Origin of the sequence: Streptomyces atratus (assembly GCF_014648655.1) — a bacterium.
Lineage (GTDB): Bacteria > Actinomycetota > Actinomycetes > Streptomycetales > Streptomycetaceae > Streptomyces > Streptomyces atratus.
On the sequence record NZ_BMRN01000081.1, the window covers coordinates 1 to 18376 of the forward strand.

Sequence of the window (18376 nt, forward strand, 5' to 3'; positions counted from 1 at the left end):
CCGAGTGGATCGACGGATCCAGCGCAAGACAGTCCGACGACGTCCGTCTGCCCATGAGTCAGACCCCTCGGAGAAGCCACTGACATCCTCACTGTCTGCCCAGCCTTTCCACGGTTCTGTTCCGGTCGCTGCCCTGGTGGGCGGGGTGGGCAGGGCTGTCAGGCCGCGCGGGGTGGACACGCAGCGCCTGGCGCGCTGGACGAACCTGTCCGAGACCACGTTCGTACTGCCCCGCCGTCCCGGAGGCGGACTACCGGCTGCGCATCTTCAGGCCCCAGGGTGAACTGCCGTTCGCCGGCCACCCCACCCTCGACTCCGCACGCGCCTGGCTGGACGGCGGCACGCCGCAACAGGCCGACCGTGTCCTGCAGGAGTGCGCCGCCGGCCTGGTCACCGTGCGCCGCGGCAAGGGCAGTCCGTCTCTCGCCGCGGGTCCGCGACGGCGCGCTCGATGACGCCTATCTGAACCAGATCGTCGCCGCATTCGCCATCACGCGTGACCAGGTCGTGGCCCACCAGTGGGCCGACAACGGATCCGGCTGGGCCGTGCTCCAGTTGGCCACCGCCAAGGAGGTCCTCGCCCTCGCCCGAGAACAGCCCCGCTTTCGATTCCCCGCACGACCTGCGCGACGCCCAGCTCGCCCTCCATCAGACCCGCGCCGCGTACGAGGAGTACGCCAAAACCCTCCCGTGGTCGGCCGAGCCGATGCCTGGGTGGGAGGGCGACAAGCGGCTCCACTCCTCCTACCGGTCCCACATGGACGACTCCCCCGGGTACACGGAGGAGCAGACTACGGATAGTCCGGCGCTTCCAGGATGAGCTGCGCCGGCTGAGTATCGAGGTGTCGACGCACCCGTTCCGGTCGACGCTCGACGGGGGTGTGGTGGAGGCACGGATGGCGCTGAAGCACGCCCACGAGCAGCCCGACGGCGAGGCCTAGCCGTGCCCGGCCCTGACGGGATATCCGACCTGGACAAGAACCGGACGCTGGAGCAGTGGCTGGAGTGGCAACTGCGTCAGGTCCGGAGCCGGATCCGGGAGCTGGAGACCTAGGAACGGCCGTCTTGCTGGAGGGCCACCAGCGGGCCAGGACCGCGAGCTGAGAGCCGTATCAGGAGCGCAGCTCGCCGGGGGCGGTGTCCAGACCGCTTCCTGCGCAGTGGTTCCGTCCACGCGACTCATCCCGGACTGCGGTCATCGTTGCGGGTGGTCACGAATGGTGCCCGTTGGGGACGCGGAGGGCGAGGACTGCGATGTCGTCGTGTCCGTCACCTGGGTGCTGGTCGGCAAGCGTCTCACACAGTTGTGCGGGGTACTGGTCGGCGTGTGCGGTGGCGATGTCGGCGAGGGTGCGCAGGCCGTCGGTCAGGGAGCGCTGGTGGTGTTCGACCAGTCCGTCGGTGTAGAGAACGATGGTGGATCCAGGGGGGAGGTCTTGGGAGTGGTCGTGGCGGGGAAGGCGGAGGTCAACGCCGAGGGGTAGGCCAGGGTCGCGGTCGAGGTACTGTGCCGGGCGACCGGGTGCCAGGAGCAGCGGTGGGGGGTGCCCGGCGTTGCTCCACTGCAGAGCCCAGGCGTTGTGGTGGCGATATACGCGGGCTACGAGTGCGGTCGTCACCAGGTAGCGGGGGATGGCGTGCAGGGTCAGGTCGAGCTGGGTCAGGACACGGCTGGGGCGGTGGAGCCGGGTGTGGAGCAGGGCGCGGAGCATGCTGCGGGTCTGGGACATGGACGCGGCGGCGACCATGTCGTGCCCGCAGACGTCACCGATGGCCAGGTAGCAGGTGTCGTCGGCGGTGGCCAGCGCGTCGTACCAGTCTCCGCCGAGTTGGTTGGGCTCGGACGCCGGCCGGTAGACCGCGGCGATTCGGAACGGCGGCCTGTCCGACACCTCCGGCAGTAGCAATCTTTGGAACTCCTCGGAGTCGGAGCGGACGTGCTCGTACTGGCGGGCGTTCTCGATGGCCACGGCCGCCGCTCCTGCCAGGGCCACGATGATGTCCTCGTCGCGGGAGTCGAAAGGAAGGCCGTCGCCCCTGTCCGCAAGATAGAGGTTTCCGTAGATGCGGCCTTGCACGGTGATGGCTACGCCCAGCAGCGTCTTCATCTGCGGGTGGCCGCGCGGGAAGCCGGCCGAGGCCCGGTGGTGCGGGATGTCACCGACTCGCAGGGGATTGGGGTGTTCGATCAGGTAGCCGAGAAGCCCGCGGCCCTGCGGGAGATCCACCCCCGCCAAGTCTGCGCGTTCTTGCGCGGTAAGGCCCTCGGGGATGAACATCGACAGCCTGCCGCCGTCCTCGCTCAGCACGCCGATCGCACCGTAGTGAGCGCCGACCAGTTCCATCGCGCTGGTCACGATCCGCCGCAACACCCGCCCCAGATCCAGATCACGGCTGACCGACAACATCGCCGCCAGCAGCGTCTGCAATTTCTGTTGTGCCTGACTCAGATCTTTTAGCTGCTCGCCGATCCGAAGCAGGTCGCCGTGCAGCGGCATAGGCGGCAGCTCGGTACTGGCATGGTCATGCTCTTCTTCACCATCCACAGCAGCAGGCTCCTTCGTCGGGTCTGAACAAAAGGTGGGTATCAGCGCGACCAGCGCACAACTCGCCGCCCATAGCCTAAATGTTTTCTATGGGTTATTTTCTTCTATTTCTTCCCTTTAAGCTGTCAAGGACGCTTCGCCCGTCGTAGAGAGCAAGCCCCGCGTCCCCGTTCGAGGTCGCTGGGAAGAGTCCGCCGTCCAGGCCCTGCGGGAGCACGCCTCCTACGCGGAGTTTCTGGCCGAGTTGCTGGAGAGCGAGTGCGAGGACCCCACTTGATGGTGGCGAGGAAGTGGCTCATCGAGCCCAGGCCGGGCTGGCTCCGCACGAACTGCTTCACTGCGTCGCCGTCGCCGTAGGCGGCGCGTTCGATCTGCTGGCCTTGGAAGGTGTCCCGGCCGAACAGGGCGCCGAAGGGGGACACGGCCGGCTCCGGCGTAAGGAGATGGATGGTGGTTCCTGAATGCGCCGACGCCTGCGGCAGCCGATACCGGTGCGCGTGATCCGCTACCGCCTGGACGACCCCGGGCGCCCGGGCCAGGACCAGTACGTGGTACTGACCACCATCCTGGACCCCGTCAGGGCCCCGGCCACCGCCCTGGCCGCGCTCCACCCCCAACGCTGGGAATGCGAGAGCGTCCTGGACGAGATCAAGACCCACCAGCGCGGCGCCACGACCGTGGTCCTGGCCGGCAGGACACCCACCGGCATCCAGCAGGAGCTCTACGCCCACCTACTGGTGCACCACGCCCTAAGGGCGCTGATGGCTGAGGCGGCAGCCGACCATCCCCGGCCGGTCGACTGCGACCGGCTCTCCTTCACCACCGCCCTGCGGGCCGCCCGCCGAAGCGTCACCATCCTGCCGGGCATCTTTTCCCCTGAGCACCTGCTCCGGGCCTGGCACCACTTCCGGTCCGAGGTGACCGAGCACCTCCTGCCACCACGACGACTACGCAGCCAACCGCGAGCGGTCAAACGGAAGATGTCGAACTACCAGGCCGAGGCCGGCCGCCACCGCAACTGGCACCGGCCCACCCGATCACCCCGCGAAGCGATAGCGATCCAACCCCGTAGGGGACGCTCTGCCATTAGGCGACGCCGTCCGGGTGCTCTACCGGCGTGGCCGCCGGATACTGACTGCCGCGTTGGAGGCCGAGGTCAACCAGTACATGGCTGAGCTGGCCGACCCGCGTGACGAGCGGGGCCGGCGCCTGGTGGTCCGTAACGGCCACCACCGCGAGCAGACGGTGACGACGGCCGCCGGGCCGGTCGAGGTCCGCGCGCCCCGCGTCAACGACCGCCGCGTGGAGGGGGCCACCGGTCAGCGGCAGCGGTTCTCCTCGCAGATCCCGGCGTCGTGGTGCCGGAAGTCTCCGGAGATCAGCGAGGTGCTGCCCCTGCCCCATCTCCATGGCCTGTCCAGTGGGGACTTCGTGCTCGCGCTGGGGCAGTTCCTCGGTTCCAGCGCGGGGCTGTCGTCGGCCACGGTGACCAGGTTGACCAAGCAGTGGCGAGAGGATCACACTGCGTTCCAGGAGCGTGACCTGTCGGTCAGCGACTACGTCCACGTGTGGGCCTACGGCGTGCACCCCAAGGTCCGGCTCGGGCAGGCCCATTCCTGCGTTCTGGTCCTCATGGGCATGCGCGTGGACGGCACCAAGGAACTGATCGCGATCGCCGAGGGCCTGCGGGAGTCGGCCGAGTCCTGGGCTGACCTGCTGCGGGACTGCCGTCGCCGCGGGCTGCGCGGTCCGGAGCTGGTCGTCGGCGACGGCGCGATGGGGTTGTGGAAGGCCCCCGCACCAGGCCGGGCTGCCGGCGCCGCGGGTGACCTGGTGCGGAGTTTCACCGTGGAGAAGGTCGACTCGATCGCCATGGTCTTCAAGCTTGTCGAGTCCGCCCAGGAACGCTGGCGGGCGATCACCGCACCCCACCTGGTCGCCCTGGTCCGCAACGGCGCCCGCTTCGAGAACGGTCAACGTTCGACGGCACAACCTACCGATCGCCAGGTTCGTGAGATCGTCCAGCCTCCACTGGGACCGGACACGTGCCGTCATCTCTCGTCGACATTCACGAGCCGGTTGATGACCAACTGCCTTTGCACCCCATCGACAAACGCTGTTCCCAGAGATGAACGAAGCCATCAACCTGACCAACCACCAGCTCACACGGCCTCACATCCCCGACAAGCCTCATCACGCCACAGTCAGAACCTGCCCAGCAAAGCACGCTCCAACTGATCAGCACAGGTCACAGCCGCAACCCCAGATCAGAAACACGCATCCTGGACATGGCCGCCGTCGCCGCCGAACTCAACGGCCGCCCACGCAAAACGCTCGGCTGGGAAACCCCAGCCGAGCGCCTGCATGAACTGCTCGCAGCCTGATCAACACAACCACGTGTTGAGACGACTCCTAGAAACCGCTCTCTCTCCGGGCCCCTTCGTAGTGCCTACTCGGGCTGCTGAGGAGCCAGGGCGGCCCAGGCGTCGCCGGGGGCGGATTCGGTGCCGTCGGCGTGGAGCGCCGTCACCCAGTAGAAGTGCGTGGTGCCGGCGGTGGCCGTGGTGTCGGTGTACGACAGGCCGGTGACCGGGTCCGCGGTCAGCGGCTCGTACGCGGCGGTGGCCGGGTTCCAGCGGTAGACCCGGTATCCGGTGATGTCCGTCCGGTTGTACGCGGAGGACAGGTCCCAGTCGAGCTGGACCGTGCCGGCGGCGGGATCGGCCTTGGCCTTGACGGAGACCAGCCAGTCGGCCGGCGTCTCTGCGGTGGGCCTCAGGTCGTACTCGGTAACGGTGGTGTGCGCCGTCTCGTAGGGGTCGCCGGCCGAGTTGTGGACGGAGTTGCCCGAGGTGTCCAACGCGTCCACGAAGTACGTGTGGTTCTCGCCGTCCTGGAGGTTCTCCGTGTCGACGAACCGGGTCGTTCCCGGTTTGGTCTGCCCCACCCAGGTGTACTCGGTGCCGTCGTCCTTCGTGCTCTTCCGGAATACGCTGTACTGGGCGAGGTCGGCGGCCGGGCTGTCCTCCCAGTCCAGGACCGTGCCGTACTCGGTGGCGGTGGCCGTGAACCCGGTGACGGCCGGCGGGGCGGTGCCGTCACGGTAGGAGAGCGAGTGGGCAGCGGACGGCCTCGACTCCCGCCCGAGCGCGTCGACGGTGGTCACCCAGTACACGTAGAAGCTCTCGGACGGGCTCGGGGTGACCGTGGTGTCGGTGCAGACGTACGTATGGCGTGTGCCGTAGGCGGTGTCGGTGAGTGTTGGGGCGCAGGGCACCACCCGGGAGTCGACGACGTCGAACGTGCCGGTCGCGTCGTCGAAGCGGCGCTCCTCGCGGTGGACCCGGAACTCCGTCGGTGCGTACGGCGACATCTGCCAGGACAGGTCGACGCCGCCACCGTCCTCCGGTCGGTTCTGCGACCTGCTGAAGTAGGGCACGGCGAGCGGCCGGGCGAACGACACCACCGATGAGTACCCGGTGTTGCCCGCCGGGTCGGTCGCCGCGACCTTGTAGTAGGAGGTCTCCCCGTACGGGGCGGTTTCATCGGTCGCCGAGTTGCTCAGATTGCTCGTGGCCACCGTGAACGGCCCGTCGGGCGAACCTGACCTCAGCAGCTTGTACTTCAGCGCCCCCTCGTCGGACATCCACCAGAGGCTCACCCCCTCCAGGGAGGTCTCGCTGAGGACCTTCAGATCACGGACGGTCGGCGCCAGCCGGTCCACCGTGGTGACGCCCTGGTCGGCGGTGCCGGTGGACTCGTTGCCCGCCTTGTCGTAGGCGCGGACCTCGTAGTAGAAGGTCGCGCCCGACTTCGGGAGGGTGGTGTCGGTGTACGACGTGGAAGTGGTCGTCGCCAGCGGCTTGCCGGGGAAGGAGCCGCCCTTGCCACGTCGGTAGATCCGGTATCCGGCGAGGTCCATCTCCTTGTTCTTCGCCCAGGTGAGCTTCGTCTTGCCGGTGGCCTGGTCGTACGACACCAAAGTCCCGGTCGGCACCAACGGCTTGACCTTGTCGACGGTGGCGGCGGTGCGCGGGGCGTACGTGAACTTGACCTTGGCGCTGCCGGTCCAGTTGACGTAGTCGACGCGGAGGGTGTGCTTGCCGGAGGGGATGGTGACGTTGACGCTCCTGGAGACGGTCGTCGAGACGTTCTTCCAGAGGTCGATCTTGCGGACGCCGTCGAGATGGACCCGGATGCCGTCCAGCCCCGAGGCGCTGAAGGAGAAGGGGCCGCCGGAGCCGAAGTCGCGGGTCACGCTCCAGCGGACGCCGAAGTTGTCCCTCGGGAGGCCGGTCACGGGGGCGCCGCTCCAGCTCTGGTCGACGGCCGAGTCGCAGTCGGTCTTCTTCGGCGTACCGGAGAACTTGGTGTTCGCGTAGAACTGCCGCTTGAACACCGGGGAGGTGCAGGTGGTCGCGGCGGAGGCGGGCACCGTGGTCACGGTGAGCAGGCCGCCGGCGGTGGCGAGCACGACGGCGGTCGCGGCCGCGGTGGTCGTGCGTCTGGCTGGGTTCATGAAGATCATGACTCGCGAGGAGTGGAGACGGTTGTACCGCCGGACCGCACGGACACCCGGCGGCCACCATCGGCGCTGAGCTGGTGCACGGTGGCCCACGACCTGTGCCACCCTCTGGAAAGGCAGTGAGGGGCGCTGTCACGTTGGCTGATGGCGTGGGACGATCTCCGGGTTGATCACGGTGGGGAGGGTTGTTCGTATCGACCATGTCGCCGTCGTACAGGGGGAACCGGTACCCGGTGGACATCATCTCCCCATGCGTGTGGCTGTACTTCCGCTTCCCGCTGTCGTTCCGTGAGGTGGAGGAGCTGATGCTCCGGCGCGGGGTGACCGTCTCCCACGAGACGGTACGCCGCTGGTGCCTGAAGTCCGGCCAGGCCTACGCCGACGGGTTGCGCCGCCGCCGGCCCGCGGCCGGGGACAAAATGGCACTTCGACGAGGTCTTCGTCAAGATCAACGGGGTGCGGCAGTACCTGTGGCGGGACATCGACCAGCACGGCAACGTCCTGGACGTCCTGGTGCAGTCCAAGCGCGACGCGAAGGCCGCCAGGAGATTCCTGGCCAAGCTGATGAAGAAGCAGTACCGGGTGCCGCGCGTCGTGATCACCGACAAGCTCCGCTCCTACGGCGCCGCCCACCGCGAGCTCATGCCCTCGGTCGGGCATCGCTCCCACAAGGGCCTGAACAACCGGGCCGAGAACAGCCATCAGGCCACCAGGCAACGCGAACGCGCCATGAAGTACTTCCGCTCACCCGGCGCCGCCCAACGGTTCCTGTCCGCGTTCAGCGGCATCTCCCCCACTTCCGACCCCGACGACATCTCCGCAGCGCCGCCGAACACCACTTCGAGATGATCGTCCGCTTCACCGTCCGGGACCACGTCGCCCAGAGCATCGGCCTGCCCGCCGCGGCCTGAACCAGGACCCGGGACCGGCCCCACCACACCCTGGCACCCCTCGGCCGGGCACACACCCAACAATGTGACAGCACCGTCGCAAGCCCACACCGGTCCTCGTCGACCTCCTGTCGATAATCCGCCGAATCGCAAGCGATCGGGTCCTACCCGACCCGCAGACACGCATGTCGCTCGCATCACCGACTCCCGTGACGCCCGGCACCTGAGCCATCCCCCTGACTCCACGATTCAAGGGCAGCGCCGGGCGTCTGCTCGTTGCGCCGTGGTCCGGGCGGCTGCGTGCCCTCGGCGCGCTGCGACACCGGCGGCCCACCTCCTCCCCGCGCAGCCGAGCTCTCCACAAATCTACGAATTGCGAAATTCTGCAATTCGTTACATGCTGTGTTGGCCGTGTCCGCAGGTAGCCGCGGGCACGGCACCAGATGACACCTCGAGGTATCGGGGTGGTGAAGGGAGTCCGCGACCGTGCCGGTTCCGCTGCATCAGGCCAAGGCCGAGTTCTTCCGGATGCTCGGGCACCCGGTCCGCATACGCGTACTGGAGCTGCTGCAGGGCGGGCCGATGCCGGTACGCGACCTGCTCTCGGCGATCGAGGTGGAACCCTCCTCGCTGTCCCAGCAACTGGCCGTGCTGCGCCGCTCGGGCATCGTGACCTCGGCCCGTGAGGGCTCGACCGTGGTGTACGAGCTGGCCGGCGGGGATGTCGCGGAGTTGATGCGGGCCGCGCGGCGGATTCTGACGGAGATGCTGGCCGGGCAGAGCGAGCTCCTGGCCGAGTTGCGGGGAGCCGAGGTCTCGGCACGGTGAGGACGTTCCTTGCCCGCTCCTTGGACCGGGTGCGGTCGCTGCTGCCCGCCCGCGCCGATTTCGCTGTCATGGGCCGCAACCCGCGCCGCGATCTGCTCGCCGGCCTCACCGTCGCGATCGTCGCGCTGCCGCTCGCGCTCGGCTTCGGTGTCTCCTCCGGGCTCGGCGCCGAGGCCGGACTGGCCACCGCCGTGGTCGCCGGCGCGCTCGCCGCGCTGTTCGGCGGCTCCAACCTCCAAGTCTCCGGGCCGACCGGGGCAATGACGGTCGTCCTGGTGCCGATCGTCGCCCGGTACGGGCCGGGTGGGGTGCTGACCGTCGGGCTGATGGCCGGTGTTCTGCTGATGGCGCTCGCTTTGCTCGGGGCCGGCCGGTACATGCGCTACATCCCGGCCCCGGTGGTGGAGGGCTTCACCCTCGGCATCGCCTGCGTCATCGGTCTCCAGCAGGTTCCCAACGCGCTCGGTGTGACCAAGCCGGAAGGCGACAAGGTCCTGGTGGTGACCTGGCGGGCCGTCAAGGAGTTCGTACGCACCCCGAACTGGACCGCGCTCGCCCTAGCCCTCGCCGTGGCGGCCGTGATGCTGCTCGGCGCCCGGTGGCGCCCCACCATCCCGTTCTCGATCGTCGGGGTCGTCGCCGCAACGCTCGCCGCCCAGCTCTTCCACCTGGACTCGGCCGCCCCGATCGGCGACCTGCCGTCCGGGCTGCCCGCGCCGTCGCTGGCCTTCCTCGACCTGTCCGCGCTGGGCTCGCTGCTCGCCCCGGCCGTCGCAGTCGCCGCGCTGGCCGCGTTGGAGTCGCTGCTGTCGGCGACCGTCGCGGACGGGATGACGGTGGGGCAGAAGCACGACCCGGACAAGGAACTGTTCGGGCAGGGCATCGCGAACCTGGCCGCCCCCTTGTTCGGCGGCGTCCCCGCCACCGCGGCGATCGCCCGTACCGCCGTCAACGTCCGCACCGGCGCGGGATCCCGCCTCGCCGCCCTCACCCACGCCGCCGTCCTCGCGGTCATCGTTTTCGCCGCCGCCCCGCTCGTCTCCAAGATCCCGCTGGCTGCGCTGGCCGGGGTGCTGTTGGCGACCGCGATCCGGATGGTGGAGGTCGGTGCGCTGCGGGCGATGGCCCGCGCGACCCGCTCGGACGCGATCGTGTTGGTGCTGACCGCCGTTGCCACGCTTGCTCTCGATCTCGTCCACGCGGTCATCATCGGCCTGGTCGTCGCGGGCACCCTGGCGCTGCGGGCGGTCGCCAACCAGGCCCGGATGGACCAGGTCGGCTTCACAGCCGACCTGCCCGGCGAGCACAGCGAAGAAGAACACGCGCTGCTCGCCGAGCACATCGTCGCCTACCGCATCGACGGGCCGCTGTTCTTCGCCGGCGCCCACCGCTTCCTCCTAGAGCTCTCCGAGGTCGCCGACGTCCGCGTGGTGATCCTGCGAATGTCGCGGGTCACCACGGTGGACGCCACCGGCGCCCTGGTCCTCAAGGACGCCGTGCAAAAGCTGAACCGGCGCGGCATCGCCGTGATGACCTCCGGGGTACGCCCCGGCCAGCGGCGCGCCCTCGAATCGGTCGGTGCGCTGGACCTGCTGCGTCTGGAGGGCCGGGAGTACGCCACCACGCCGGAGGCCATCGCCGGGGCCCGCGCCCACCTGCACCAGGCCGGGCTCTTGCCCGGTGTCCCTGTCATCCAAGAGGCTTCCCAATGACCACCCCCCTCTCCCGCCCCTTGACCGAGATGCCCCGCAGCGACGCGCTGTGGCTGCTCGAAGGCGCCGCCCAGGAGCACCCGGTGTACGTCCGGCGCGAGATCCCCGTGGTCCGCCCGGCCATCCATATCCTTGAGTACGGACGTCTGATCGTGCGTACGCCCGCGCAGGCCACCGCCCCGGCCTGCCGGCCGTCGCTCAGCCATCACGCGGACGAGATCAAGACGGTGGGCGGGATCAGCTGGACCGTGACCGCCACGGGACCGGCCGAGATCATCACCGATCCGCACGAGGCCGCCCACTACCACCGCACCCCGCCCAGCTTGGCGCACGGCCCGCACGACACCCTGGTACGAATCCGCCCGCAGACGGTGACCGGGTTCCGCCTGGCCCACGCCGAGGCCGTCCGGTGAACGCCCGGCTCGAAACCCTGCCCCTGCGACATGTGCTGACCCTGCCCACGATGGGTTCGGCGGTGCGGATCGCCCGTGAGACCACCGAACAGATCCTTGCCGAGTGGGGCATCAACCGACGGCATCCCACCGTGAACCCGGCACTGCTGATCCTGTCCGAGCTGGTGACCAATAGCGTCCAGCACGCCGCCGCGCTCTCCCCGAACGTCACCGTGATCTACGCGGCCGGACAGGACACGTTCGTATTCGCCGTCCACGACCGTCACCCCTACCAGCCCCGGCTTTTCTCAGCGGTCACCGGAACAGGTGCCAGCGGGCTGGGCACCGTCATGGAACTCACCCTTGGCCTGGGCGGCACCGCCGTAATCCGGGGCGACGCGGACGGCAAGGGAAAAAGCATCTGGATCACCCTCCCTCTGTGAAAGACCGAGACAGCAGCCGATGACCATGGAGTGGCACTGCACCGTCCACCCCGACCTGGGCGTTATCTCCCTGGCCGGGCACCTGGGACCCGAGGCGGTCGCCCGGTTCACCGGAGCGATCGGCTGGGTCCTGGCCCGGGGCACCGGACCGGTCATCCTCGACCTGACCGAACTGCGCGGCTGGTCCGTCGGCGGGCAGATGGCCGTGGCCCGGGCAGCCCGCCAGCTCGCGCAGGAGGGACGGCGCCTGGAACCCGCCGCAATCCCTGCCGACGGCTCCCTCGTCCCGGACGGCACCCATCCGCCGATCCCCGTGCACTGCGACCTGACCTCAGCGCTCACTGCCCACCGGGCGATGGTCGGTGGGCAGCGGCAGTGATGCAGCGACGCGTGGCCCGAAGAGCGCACCGCGGCGACATAACGCCTGATGCAAGAGCTGCACAGGAACGAATAAGGCAAGGAAACACCATGAGCGATGCAACCGAGGCACTACCGCCGTGCCTCGAATGTTCCAGCGCGTACACCTACGAGATGGGCGCGCTCCTGATCTGCCCCGAGTGCGGCCACGAGTGGTCGCCCACGTCCGCCGGACCTGCGGATGACCGCGAGGACGGGACGATCAGGGACGCGGTCGGCAACGTGCTCGCCGACGGCGACACAGTCACCGTGATCAAGGCCCTGAAGGTCAAGGGCAGCCCGAGCGGGATCAAGGCCGGCACCAAGGTGCGCAACATCCGTCTCGTGGACGGTGTGGACGGCCACGACATCGACTGCAAGATCGACAGGTTCGGCCCCATGCAGCTCAAGTCCAGCGTGGTCAAGAAAGCCTGACCCGCACTTCGGCCCATCAGGGACGAACGACATGCGCAGGGTCCCGTCCTCGGCGGAGGACGGGACCCTGCGCACACCAGGGGATCGAGTTCCTACCCGCGGGCCGCGCCCAGTGCGCCCAGCGCCGTGTCCAGGTCGCTGTCCACGGTCAGCGGTGTCAGATGGTCGGCCGCCAGGGTTCGCACGGGCAGGGTGCCGATGCCGCAGAGAGCGAGCAGTTGAGGCCCGCCCGCCACGCGACGGGCGAACTCCAGGACTGCGGCTTCGCCCTCTGGGCTCCAGAAGCAGCCCGCTGACATCCAGCACGCCAGAGCCCTTGCAACGGACCAGCCCCCAGTCGACCGCACCGGTGAAGCGGGCGGTGCGGTCTGCGCCGAGGTAGCCGTCCAGACGGATCACTCCCGCGCCGCGCCGGTCCACGCAGTGCCGGTTGAAGCTCACGGATACCTTTGTTCTGCTGGTCAGTGCGTACTGCCGATGGGCTTGACGACACGGGCCGTGCGGATAGCCGATCCCGTGCTTCCGCTCAGGATGCCCGCACACGCCAGGTGGTCGTGACCCGCAGCGCGGGCAGTCGCCGTCCTCGCCGACAGGCACTCGAGACGGCAGGGCGGGCACGTCACAAGGGCTCCGTTGGAGCCAAGCAGCCGTGGCATACGCACCTGACCTCCTCTCACGGCTTTCATAATTGCTAATCTTATTAATTTCCACGGTCGTCATGTATGTGTGAGGGCGCGAGGATGTCCCTATGACGAAGAGTTTTGGGTGGACGCGATGCACGGTGCACGCACGACAACGGCCGTCCGGCACCCCGGCGGCCCTCATCTGCACGGGGTGGGTGCGGTGAGCGCGCCGCTGTACCAGCTGAAGGCGGAATTCTTCAAAACCCTCGGTCACCCGGTACGGATCAGGGTGCTGGAACTTCTCAGCGAGCGGGAGCACGCGGTCTCCGAGATGCTGACCGAGGTCGGCGTGGAGGCGGCCCACCTCTCCCAGCAGCTGGCCGTCCTGCGCCGGGCCAACCTCGTCGTCCCCCGCCGGGAGGGCTCGGCCGTCTACTACTCGCTGGTCAATCCCCAGGTGGCGGAGCTCCTGCGGGTCGCACGAAGCATTTTGTCCGGTGTACTGACGGGCCAGGCCGAACTGTTGGCCGACCTCAAGGCCGCCGAACCCGACACCACGCCTCCAACCCGGCGGCGCAGGTCGTCCTAAACCGCCCCCCTGCGATCGGCGGCCGTCCTGACGGAACAACCATGGCGCCCGCCCGGGGAATGTGCCCAGGTGGGCGCGTGTTCGTTCATACGGCCGGGCCCGGCGTGGCCGACCGCTCCGCTACGGGGAGGCCAGGGGTACGTGAGTCGCCTGGTGTAGCCCCGGCCTCACCGCGACAGCTGCGACGGCCGCCCCACTCAACGGATTTGACCAGGTGGGTAAGGCGGCCGCCGCTCAACGAGTCGTCTGACCGTTCCGCATCAGCGTCGCTGTCCGTCAGTCATCTGATCGGGATACGCCGAGTGGTGCTCGGTCTCCCGCACACGGGCATATGGCTTCCCGGCCCGGCGCCGTTGTGCTCACCTACTTGTAGTAGGCCGACACGTAGGAGCCCTGGTTGCCCAGGAGGATGATCTTAAGGCGGTCTTGGCGCTGGAAATTATTGGTCCAGGCCTTGATGCTCGCGTCACGGTTGCACCACTCCGTCTTGTCCGCGATGTACCGTCCGGCATCGATGTTCAGGATGCGCACTCGCATCTTTGCCCGGTTGTTGTAGCACCTCACGAACGCGCCCGCCCACTTGCCCTTCGACCGGTAGGGCTGGGACACCCACTTCTTGCCATGGCTGTTGAGGTACGAGCCCGAGATCCAGCTCGGTCCCCACTGACGGTGGGCGGCCGCCCGCGCAGTGTTCGCCCCTTTCGCCTCGTCTGCGGAGCCCTGGGACGGTACCGCCTGCTGCGTGACAGCGTTCGAAGCCGAATGTGACGCGGGAGCCTCGGAGGCCGTTGCGGTTGCCCCGGAGGCGACAGCCACACCGCACATGACGGCCGCGATGACGAGCTCGGCACGCCTGCGTGTACTCATGATGAATCTTCCCTTCGAGATGAGAGGAGGTGTGAACACCGAGGCCGACGAGCGCCCCATGGCGCCGGTCCTGTCGGTGCCCGACAGTGAGAATGGCTGGCCTGCTGATTGACGATCGACGTGATTTGGCCTGGCCTGAAGAACGACATCTCGGACATGCTCTGTGCCATGCCGCCGCTACGTATCCACTTCACAGCCAAGGACCTGGTCTGCACCCGGTTAGCGGAGAGACCACGCCCCATGTTGGAACTGGACATCGCGCTGCGGCTATTGCAGGAACGCAGTCATCCGACCCGGTTCGAGGGCTGGCGCCGGGAATCTCTGCGCCGTCTGTCGCCGAGGGTGAGACAGCTGGCCGATCTGATCCCGCCAACGGGCTGGACAATCGACTTTCTCAGCCATACGACAGCTGACTGCATCGAGGAAGCACTGGACCGAATCCGGGCCACACCCGCCTCCCGTATCCGCCAGGACATGGAGATCTGGATCAGCCGCAGCCATCAGCGTCCCGTGCCCGCCTGGACACGCTCGCTCGGAGGCGACAAGGAACTGTTGCTGGAGTTGGCCGATGCCGCAGCCCACGCCCACCAGCACGTCATCGCCCCCTACCAGCAGCGGATCGATGCTCTCGCCGATGCGGACCAGGTGATGCGCAGACGCCAGGTCGCACATGGCGGACTGCACGCCTTGCTGTCCGGACTCAACCCCCGCTACATACGGTGGGAGCCGCCCGTTCTGGAACTCACGATGGCCTCTGGCAACAGCGGCAACATCTATCTCTCCGGACGTGGCCTGCTTCTGATCCCGTCGGTATTCGGGGCTGTATACCCCGCGCTGGACGAAACAGCTGAACCTCAGCCATGGCTCACTTATCCCGTTGGTCTCCGTGACACCGACCTCTACCTGCCTCCCATCGACACCGCACAAACCCTCAGCCCCCTACCTGACTCCCTGACCGCACTGCTGGGCCACACCCGGGCCGTCGTACTGTGGACCATCGCCCACCATCCGGGCTGCACCACCACCGAAATCGCCCGCCGCGCTGGTATCTCTCTCGCCAGTGCCAGCCAGCATGCAACCGTTCTACGTACGGCTGGCCTGACCAGCACCACCCGTCACCACACCACTGCCCTCCACACCACGACCCCAGTTGGCGTCAGCATGCTCAACAGCGCCGGGTGAGAACCGCCGAACAGAGGCATGGGCCGGGCTGCTGCGGGACTGCGCTCGCCGAGGCATGCGGGCCCCGGTCCTGGCCGTCGGCGACGGCGCACTCGGCTTCCGGAACGCCCTGAAAGAGGTGTTCCCCGACGCCCGCCATCAAAGGTGCTGGGTTCACATAACGGCCAACGTTTTGGACGCGCTGCCGAAGTCGGCCCAGCCCGCGGCCAAGCGCGCGATCCAGGAGATCTACAACGCCGAGGACAAGGAGCGCGCGGCCAGGGCCGTCCGCGCCTTCGAGCGGGCCTGCCAGGCGAAATACCCCAAAGTCGTCAAGCGGGTCACGGACGACGAGGACGAGCTGCTGGCGCTCTTCGACTTCCCCGCCGAGCGCTGGATCCATCTGCGCACCACAAATCCGATCGAGTCGACCTTCGCCACGGTCCGGTTGCGGACGGAGGTCACCAAGGGCGCCGGCAGCCGGGGAGCCGCCCTCGCCATGGTCTTCAAACTGATCGAATCCGCGCAGGCCCACTGGCGCGCGGTCAACGCACCCCATCTCGTGGCGCTGGTGCTGGTCGGCGCCCGTTTTGAACGCGGCCATCTGGTCGAGCGCCCCGAGGAGGCCGCCGCGTGAAGGGCCTCAACGGCGCCGAGGACCAGCACCAGCGATTCGCCCGCTACCTGCACGAGCCGGCCGTCGTCCGTGTCGAAGACGAAGCCGACCTGGTGACCAGAATCTTGCGCGACTCGGACACGACGATGGCGCAGTCGGCCATCGTCCGCCGCCTCGACCGTCGTGCGTCACAGCTGCTGGCCGACGAGGGGTTCACCGCCTGGACCCGTGCGATGGCCGAGATCAGCGCGGAGCGGAAGTTCCTGGCCCGCCGTCTGCGCGTATGGGCCCTGCTGCGGTCCATCACCGTGGGCGAGCCGTGGGGCTCGGAGGAAGTCACTACTGGATCCGACCGGTTCCAGCGCAAGGCCGTCGAGACCCTGCCCTCGGTCGCCGTCCTCACCCTGCTCGCCGAGGCCGGAAGAACCCGACGTGTCCGCGCTGACGTCAGTCGCCGACTGCGTCAGCGACACCACCGCGACCGACTTGAACCACAGGTCTTGACTATTCCTCCCGATGACGGGCCCCGATGAGACGCCGAAGACGCATCGGTCTTCTGCCGTGCCCGTTCTGTGACGTGCTCGGCACCAACCTGCGGTCCGCACACCGCTAGCGTCGGGCCCATGATCGTATGGCTCAACGGCACCCACGGCGCAGGCAAGACGACGACCAGTGCACTCGTGCAGCGGCTGATTCCGGATTCACGGGTGTTCGACGCCGAGAAGGTCGGCGAGACACTCATGGACATCACGCCAGGTCTGCCCGAGACAGACAATTTCCAGCACTGGCCGCCGTGGCGGCCGCTCGTCGTCGAGACCGCCCGACGCGTACTCGACTACACCGGCGGCACTCTGGTGATGCCCATGACTGTTCTGGTCGAGCAGTACTGGCGCGAGATCAGCTCGGGCCTTGCCCAGCATGGCATTCCAGTACGGCACTTCGTCCTCCATGCCGACCAGGACACCCTCCGCGGGCGGATCGCGGGCGACACCGTTCTTGGCCCCAACTCTCCGTTCCGTCTCAAATACCTTGAGCCCTACGCCGAGGCGGCCCGCACGTGGCTGCACGGCGAGGCCGAGGTCGTCGACACCACACACCTCACGCCCGCCCAGGCTGCTCTGCAGATCGCGGAGGCTGTCAAGGGCTGAAGCTTGCTTCCGCCCGACACGCGTTGACCAGCATGCAGGAAGGTGGGCGGCGTACCCGACGGTGGCCACCCTGGTGTCGCCTATCCGGAGAAGTCGCGTAGCTCTGCGGAGCGATCAAAACGCCCGATGGGCGACCCGGGTGACGACGGTCGCTGCGGCAGCCCTCGACGCCTGGGTTCCGGGCAGTCCGTCGCAGATGACCGTGGGTTTCGTTCCGTTCGGGCCCTGACGGGCGGGGTGGTCGGGGGGATCAGGCCGGCGCGAGTGGGTCGTGGACGGTGTCGAAGACGTAAGTTCAGGCGTGCTGCCGGGGACAGTTGTCTGGCAGGTAGTCCGGGATGTGCCGGTGCGGCGCACCGTCCACTTCGGCTCTCAGCAAGAGGGGCCGGGCCACGATCGCGGTCACATCCGAGTCGGAGTCGGAGTCGGCATACAACAGCCGCGCCAGCTCCAGTCGTGACTCGTAGATCACATAATCCGACTGCGTACTCGACCAGTACGAACCCGAGTAATGCTTCTGCCCCACGTACCAAAGAAGGCGATGGCCAGCGCTGCTCGGACTGCGTGACGGTTGCGGAAATGGGACTGGGTGATCACCACCCGCCGATCATCGGCGCGCCTGTCGCGGGGCGGGGGCCTTTCGGTGGGTGATCACCGAAAAGGGTGAACCGGGCCCGCCACGACTGAAGGCCGGCCTTCTCCACGGCCACGGTGCGCAGAGCGTCGTCAGCCGGCGAAGTCTTCGTCCAGGTGCCGTCGCCCTGGCAAGGCGTCACTGCCACTTCCCGGCTCGCCGGGAAGCGAACCTGGCGAGCCGGGAAGCTGGGTGAGGGAGTGTCAGCGCGACTCAAACTCCCCCTTGCTGTTCAGCATTTCCAGGTGTGAGAACGCAGGTAGGTCCCCACCCCACCGAGATTGATCCTCCTGCCCTTCACCAGGCAGAACGCTCTCGTCCCGTTGAAGCTCGTGGCGGTGTACGCGGCCACAGGGGATCCGGAGAGGCCGTTGTTGAACGCGGACTGCACCCGGGTGCCCCGCGCCCAGCTGCAAGCGCTGCTTCCGCTGGTCCAGTCGGGATCGTCACCCGTCCAGGCACACACGCGGGCGTTTCCCCTTGATCGTGGACACCCTGATCATTGGATCGTGAAGATCCATAGGACAGGAGTTCCCGTTGGGGACATCGAAGTACTCGCCTGAGTTCCGGG

Annotated in this window: 18 protein-coding genes and 3 pseudogenes; 16 read left to right on the top strand and 5 right to left on the bottom strand. The window is 68.0% G+C overall.

All coding sequences use genetic code 11. From position 1 onward, the window contains the following. Positions 1-284: 284 nt before the first annotated feature. Both IEZ15_RS45995 and IEZ15_RS47815 read left to right on the top strand, forming a co-directional pair. The gene (locus IEZ15_RS45995; RefSeq protein WP_229846503.1) at positions 285-455 is read left to right on the top strand and encodes a PhzF family phenazine biosynthesis protein; all 171 of its coding nucleotides are present in this window, start codon (positions 285-287) and stop codon (positions 453-455) included. 41 nt (positions 456-496) lie between these two features. Beyond that, positions 497-941 (top strand): annotated as a pseudogene (locus IEZ15_RS47815) (DUF8825 domain-containing protein). Positions 942-1211: 270 nt separating this feature from the next. Here the strand turns inward: IEZ15_RS47815 and IEZ15_RS41315 are convergent. Then, positions 1212-2546, bottom strand: coding sequence for a PP2C family protein-serine/threonine phosphatase (locus IEZ15_RS41315; protein ID WP_229846502.1), 1335 nt, complete (start codon positions 2544-2546; stop codon positions 1212-1214). Positions 2547-3007: 461 nt separating this feature from the next. Between IEZ15_RS41315 and IEZ15_RS41320 the strand changes: the two genes are divergently transcribed. Both IEZ15_RS41320 and IEZ15_RS41325 read left to right on the top strand, forming a co-directional pair. Continuing rightward, positions 3008-3721 carry a hypothetical protein gene (locus IEZ15_RS41320; RefSeq protein ID WP_189282117.1) on the top strand — a complete coding sequence of 238 codons (714 nt, stop codon included), beginning with the start codon at positions 3008-3010 and terminating at the stop codon, positions 3719-3721. Continuing rightward, a complete protein-coding gene (locus tag IEZ15_RS41325; protein WP_373302749.1) occupies positions 3627-4784 on the top strand; it encodes a transposase in 1158 nt (385 codons plus the stop codon). The genes IEZ15_RS41320 and IEZ15_RS41325 overlap by 95 nt, the downstream gene beginning before the upstream one ends. A 211-nt stretch (positions 4785-4995) precedes the next feature. On the opposite strand, the gene IEZ15_RS41330 is transcribed toward IEZ15_RS41325, so the two are convergent. After that, positions 4996-7065 carry a PA14 domain-containing protein gene (locus IEZ15_RS41330; RefSeq protein WP_189282118.1) on the bottom strand — a complete coding sequence of 690 codons (2070 nt, stop codon included), beginning with the start codon at positions 7063-7065 and terminating at the stop codon, positions 4996-4998. Positions 7066-7271: 206 nt separating this feature from the next. On the opposite strand from IEZ15_RS41330, the pseudogene IEZ15_RS41335 reads away from it, so the two are divergent. The 7 genes and pseudogenes from IEZ15_RS41335 (at position 7272) to IEZ15_RS41365 (ending at position 12167) form a co-directional block, all read left to right on the top strand. Beyond that, a pseudogene (locus IEZ15_RS41335) lies at positions 7272-7982 on the top strand (IS6 family transposase). 465 nt (positions 7983-8447) lie between these two features. Continuing rightward, on the top strand, positions 8448-8789 hold the full coding sequence (locus IEZ15_RS41340) for an ArsR/SmtB family transcription factor (RefSeq protein WP_189282119.1): 342 nt from the start codon (positions 8448-8450) through the stop codon (positions 8787-8789). A gap of 68 nt (positions 8790-8857) precedes the next feature. Further along, positions 8858-10501, top strand: a complete 1644-nt coding sequence (locus tag IEZ15_RS41345; protein ID WP_373302750.1) for a SulP family inorganic anion transporter — start codon at positions 8858-8860, stop codon at positions 10499-10501. Further along, positions 10498-10914 carry a pyridoxamine 5'-phosphate oxidase family protein gene (locus tag IEZ15_RS41350; RefSeq protein ID WP_189282121.1) on the top strand — a complete coding sequence of 139 codons (417 nt, stop codon included), beginning with the start codon at positions 10498-10500 and terminating at the stop codon, positions 10912-10914. The genes IEZ15_RS41345 and IEZ15_RS41350 overlap by 4 nt, the downstream gene beginning before the upstream one ends. Then, positions 10911-11336 carry an ATP-binding protein gene (locus IEZ15_RS41355; protein WP_189282122.1) on the top strand — a complete coding sequence of 142 codons (426 nt, stop codon included), beginning with the start codon at positions 10911-10913 and terminating at the stop codon, positions 11334-11336. Before IEZ15_RS41350 ends, IEZ15_RS41355 begins: the two co-directional genes overlap by 4 nt. A gap of 19 nt (positions 11337-11355) precedes the next feature. Beyond that, the gene (locus tag IEZ15_RS41360) at positions 11356-11715 is read left to right on the top strand and encodes an STAS domain-containing protein (RefSeq protein WP_189282123.1); all 360 of its coding nucleotides are present in this window, start codon (positions 11356-11358) and stop codon (positions 11713-11715) included. An 89-nt stretch (positions 11716-11804) separates the two neighbouring features. Further along, complete coding sequence (locus IEZ15_RS41365; protein ID WP_189282124.1) at positions 11805-12167, top strand: zinc ribbon domain-containing protein YjdM; 363 nt, start codon at positions 11805-11807, stop codon at positions 12165-12167. A 92-nt stretch (positions 12168-12259) separates the two neighbouring features. On the opposite strand, the gene IEZ15_RS41370 is transcribed toward IEZ15_RS41365, so the two are convergent. Next, positions 12260-12466 (bottom strand): hypothetical protein, encoded by a 207-nt coding sequence (locus tag IEZ15_RS41370; protein ID WP_189282125.1) that lies wholly within the window; start codon positions 12464-12466, stop codon positions 12260-12262. Positions 12467-13010: 544 nt separating this feature from the next. Between IEZ15_RS41370 and IEZ15_RS41375 the strand changes: the two genes are divergently transcribed. Next, complete coding sequence (locus IEZ15_RS41375; protein ID WP_189282132.1) at positions 13011-13379, top strand: ArsR/SmtB family transcription factor; 369 nt, start codon at positions 13011-13013, stop codon at positions 13377-13379. A gap of 363 nt (positions 13380-13742) precedes the next feature. On the opposite strand, the gene IEZ15_RS41380 is transcribed toward IEZ15_RS41375, so the two are convergent. Beyond that, entirely contained in the window at positions 13743-14246 is a 504-nt protein-coding gene (locus IEZ15_RS41380; protein ID WP_189282126.1) for a hypothetical protein, read from the bottom strand. 747 nt (positions 14247-14993) lie between these two features. Between IEZ15_RS41380 and IEZ15_RS47820 the strand changes: the two genes are divergently transcribed. The 4 genes and pseudogenes from IEZ15_RS47820 to IEZ15_RS41400 all read left to right on the top strand — a co-directional run bounded on the left by IEZ15_RS47820 (position 14994) and on the right by IEZ15_RS41400 (position 17171). Next, complete coding sequence (locus tag IEZ15_RS47820) at positions 14994-15428, top strand: winged helix-turn-helix domain-containing protein (RefSeq protein WP_506355109.1); 435 nt, start codon at positions 14994-14996, stop codon at positions 15426-15428. Continuing rightward, positions 15424-16044 (top strand): annotated as a pseudogene (locus tag IEZ15_RS41390) (IS256 family transposase); the annotation flags it as partial. The gene IEZ15_RS47820 and the pseudogene IEZ15_RS41390, both read left to right, overlap by 5 nt. After that, a complete protein-coding gene (locus tag IEZ15_RS41395) occupies positions 16041-16556 on the top strand; it encodes a hypothetical protein (protein WP_189282128.1) in 516 nt (171 codons plus the stop codon). The pseudogene IEZ15_RS41390 and the gene IEZ15_RS41395, both read left to right, overlap by 4 nt. Positions 16557-16646: 90 nt before the next feature. Then, complete coding sequence (locus IEZ15_RS41400) at positions 16647-17171, top strand: AAA family ATPase (protein WP_189282129.1); 525 nt, start codon at positions 16647-16649, stop codon at positions 17169-17171. A gap of 295 nt (positions 17172-17466) precedes the next feature. Here IEZ15_RS41400 and IEZ15_RS41405 read toward each other — a convergent pair whose 3' ends face one another. After that, the gene (locus tag IEZ15_RS41405; protein ID WP_189282130.1) at positions 17467-17697 is read right to left on the bottom strand and encodes a hypothetical protein; all 231 of its coding nucleotides are present in this window, start codon (positions 17695-17697) and stop codon (positions 17467-17469) included. Positions 17698-18376: the final 679 nt, after the last annotated feature.

Coding starts and splice junctions, on each gene's coding strand:
- IEZ15_RS41320 (WP_189282117.1), top strand. CDS start 3,008: ATGCGCCGACGCCTGCGGCAGCCGATACCGGTGCGCGTGATCCGCTAC.
- IEZ15_RS41365 (WP_189282124.1), top strand. CDS start 11,805: ATGAGCGATGCAACCGAGGCACTACCGCCGTGCCTCGAATGTTCCAGC.
- IEZ15_RS41370 (WP_189282125.1), bottom strand. CDS start 12,466: ATGTCAGCGGGCTGCTTCTGGAGCCCAGAGGGCGAAGCCGCAGTCCTG.
- IEZ15_RS41345 (WP_373302750.1), top strand. CDS start 8,858: ATGGGCCGCAACCCGCGCCGCGATCTGCTCGCCGGCCTCACCGTCGCG.
- IEZ15_RS41400 (WP_189282129.1), top strand. CDS start 16,647: ATGATCGTATGGCTCAACGGCACCCACGGCGCAGGCAAGACGACGACC.
- IEZ15_RS41330 (WP_189282118.1), bottom strand. CDS start 7,065: ATGAACCCAGCCAGACGCACGACCACCGCGGCCGCGACCGCCGTCGTG.
- IEZ15_RS41350 (WP_189282121.1), top strand. CDS start 10,498: ATGACCACCCCCCTCTCCCGCCCCTTGACCGAGATGCCCCGCAGCGAC.
- IEZ15_RS41380 (WP_189282126.1), bottom strand. CDS start 14,246: ATGAGTACACGCAGGCGTGCCGAGCTCGTCATCGCGGCCGTCATGTGC.
- IEZ15_RS41360 (WP_189282123.1), top strand. CDS start 11,356: ATGACCATGGAGTGGCACTGCACCGTCCACCCCGACCTGGGCGTTATC.
- IEZ15_RS47820 (WP_506355109.1), top strand. CDS start 14,994: ATGGCCTCTGGCAACAGCGGCAACATCTATCTCTCCGGACGTGGCCTG.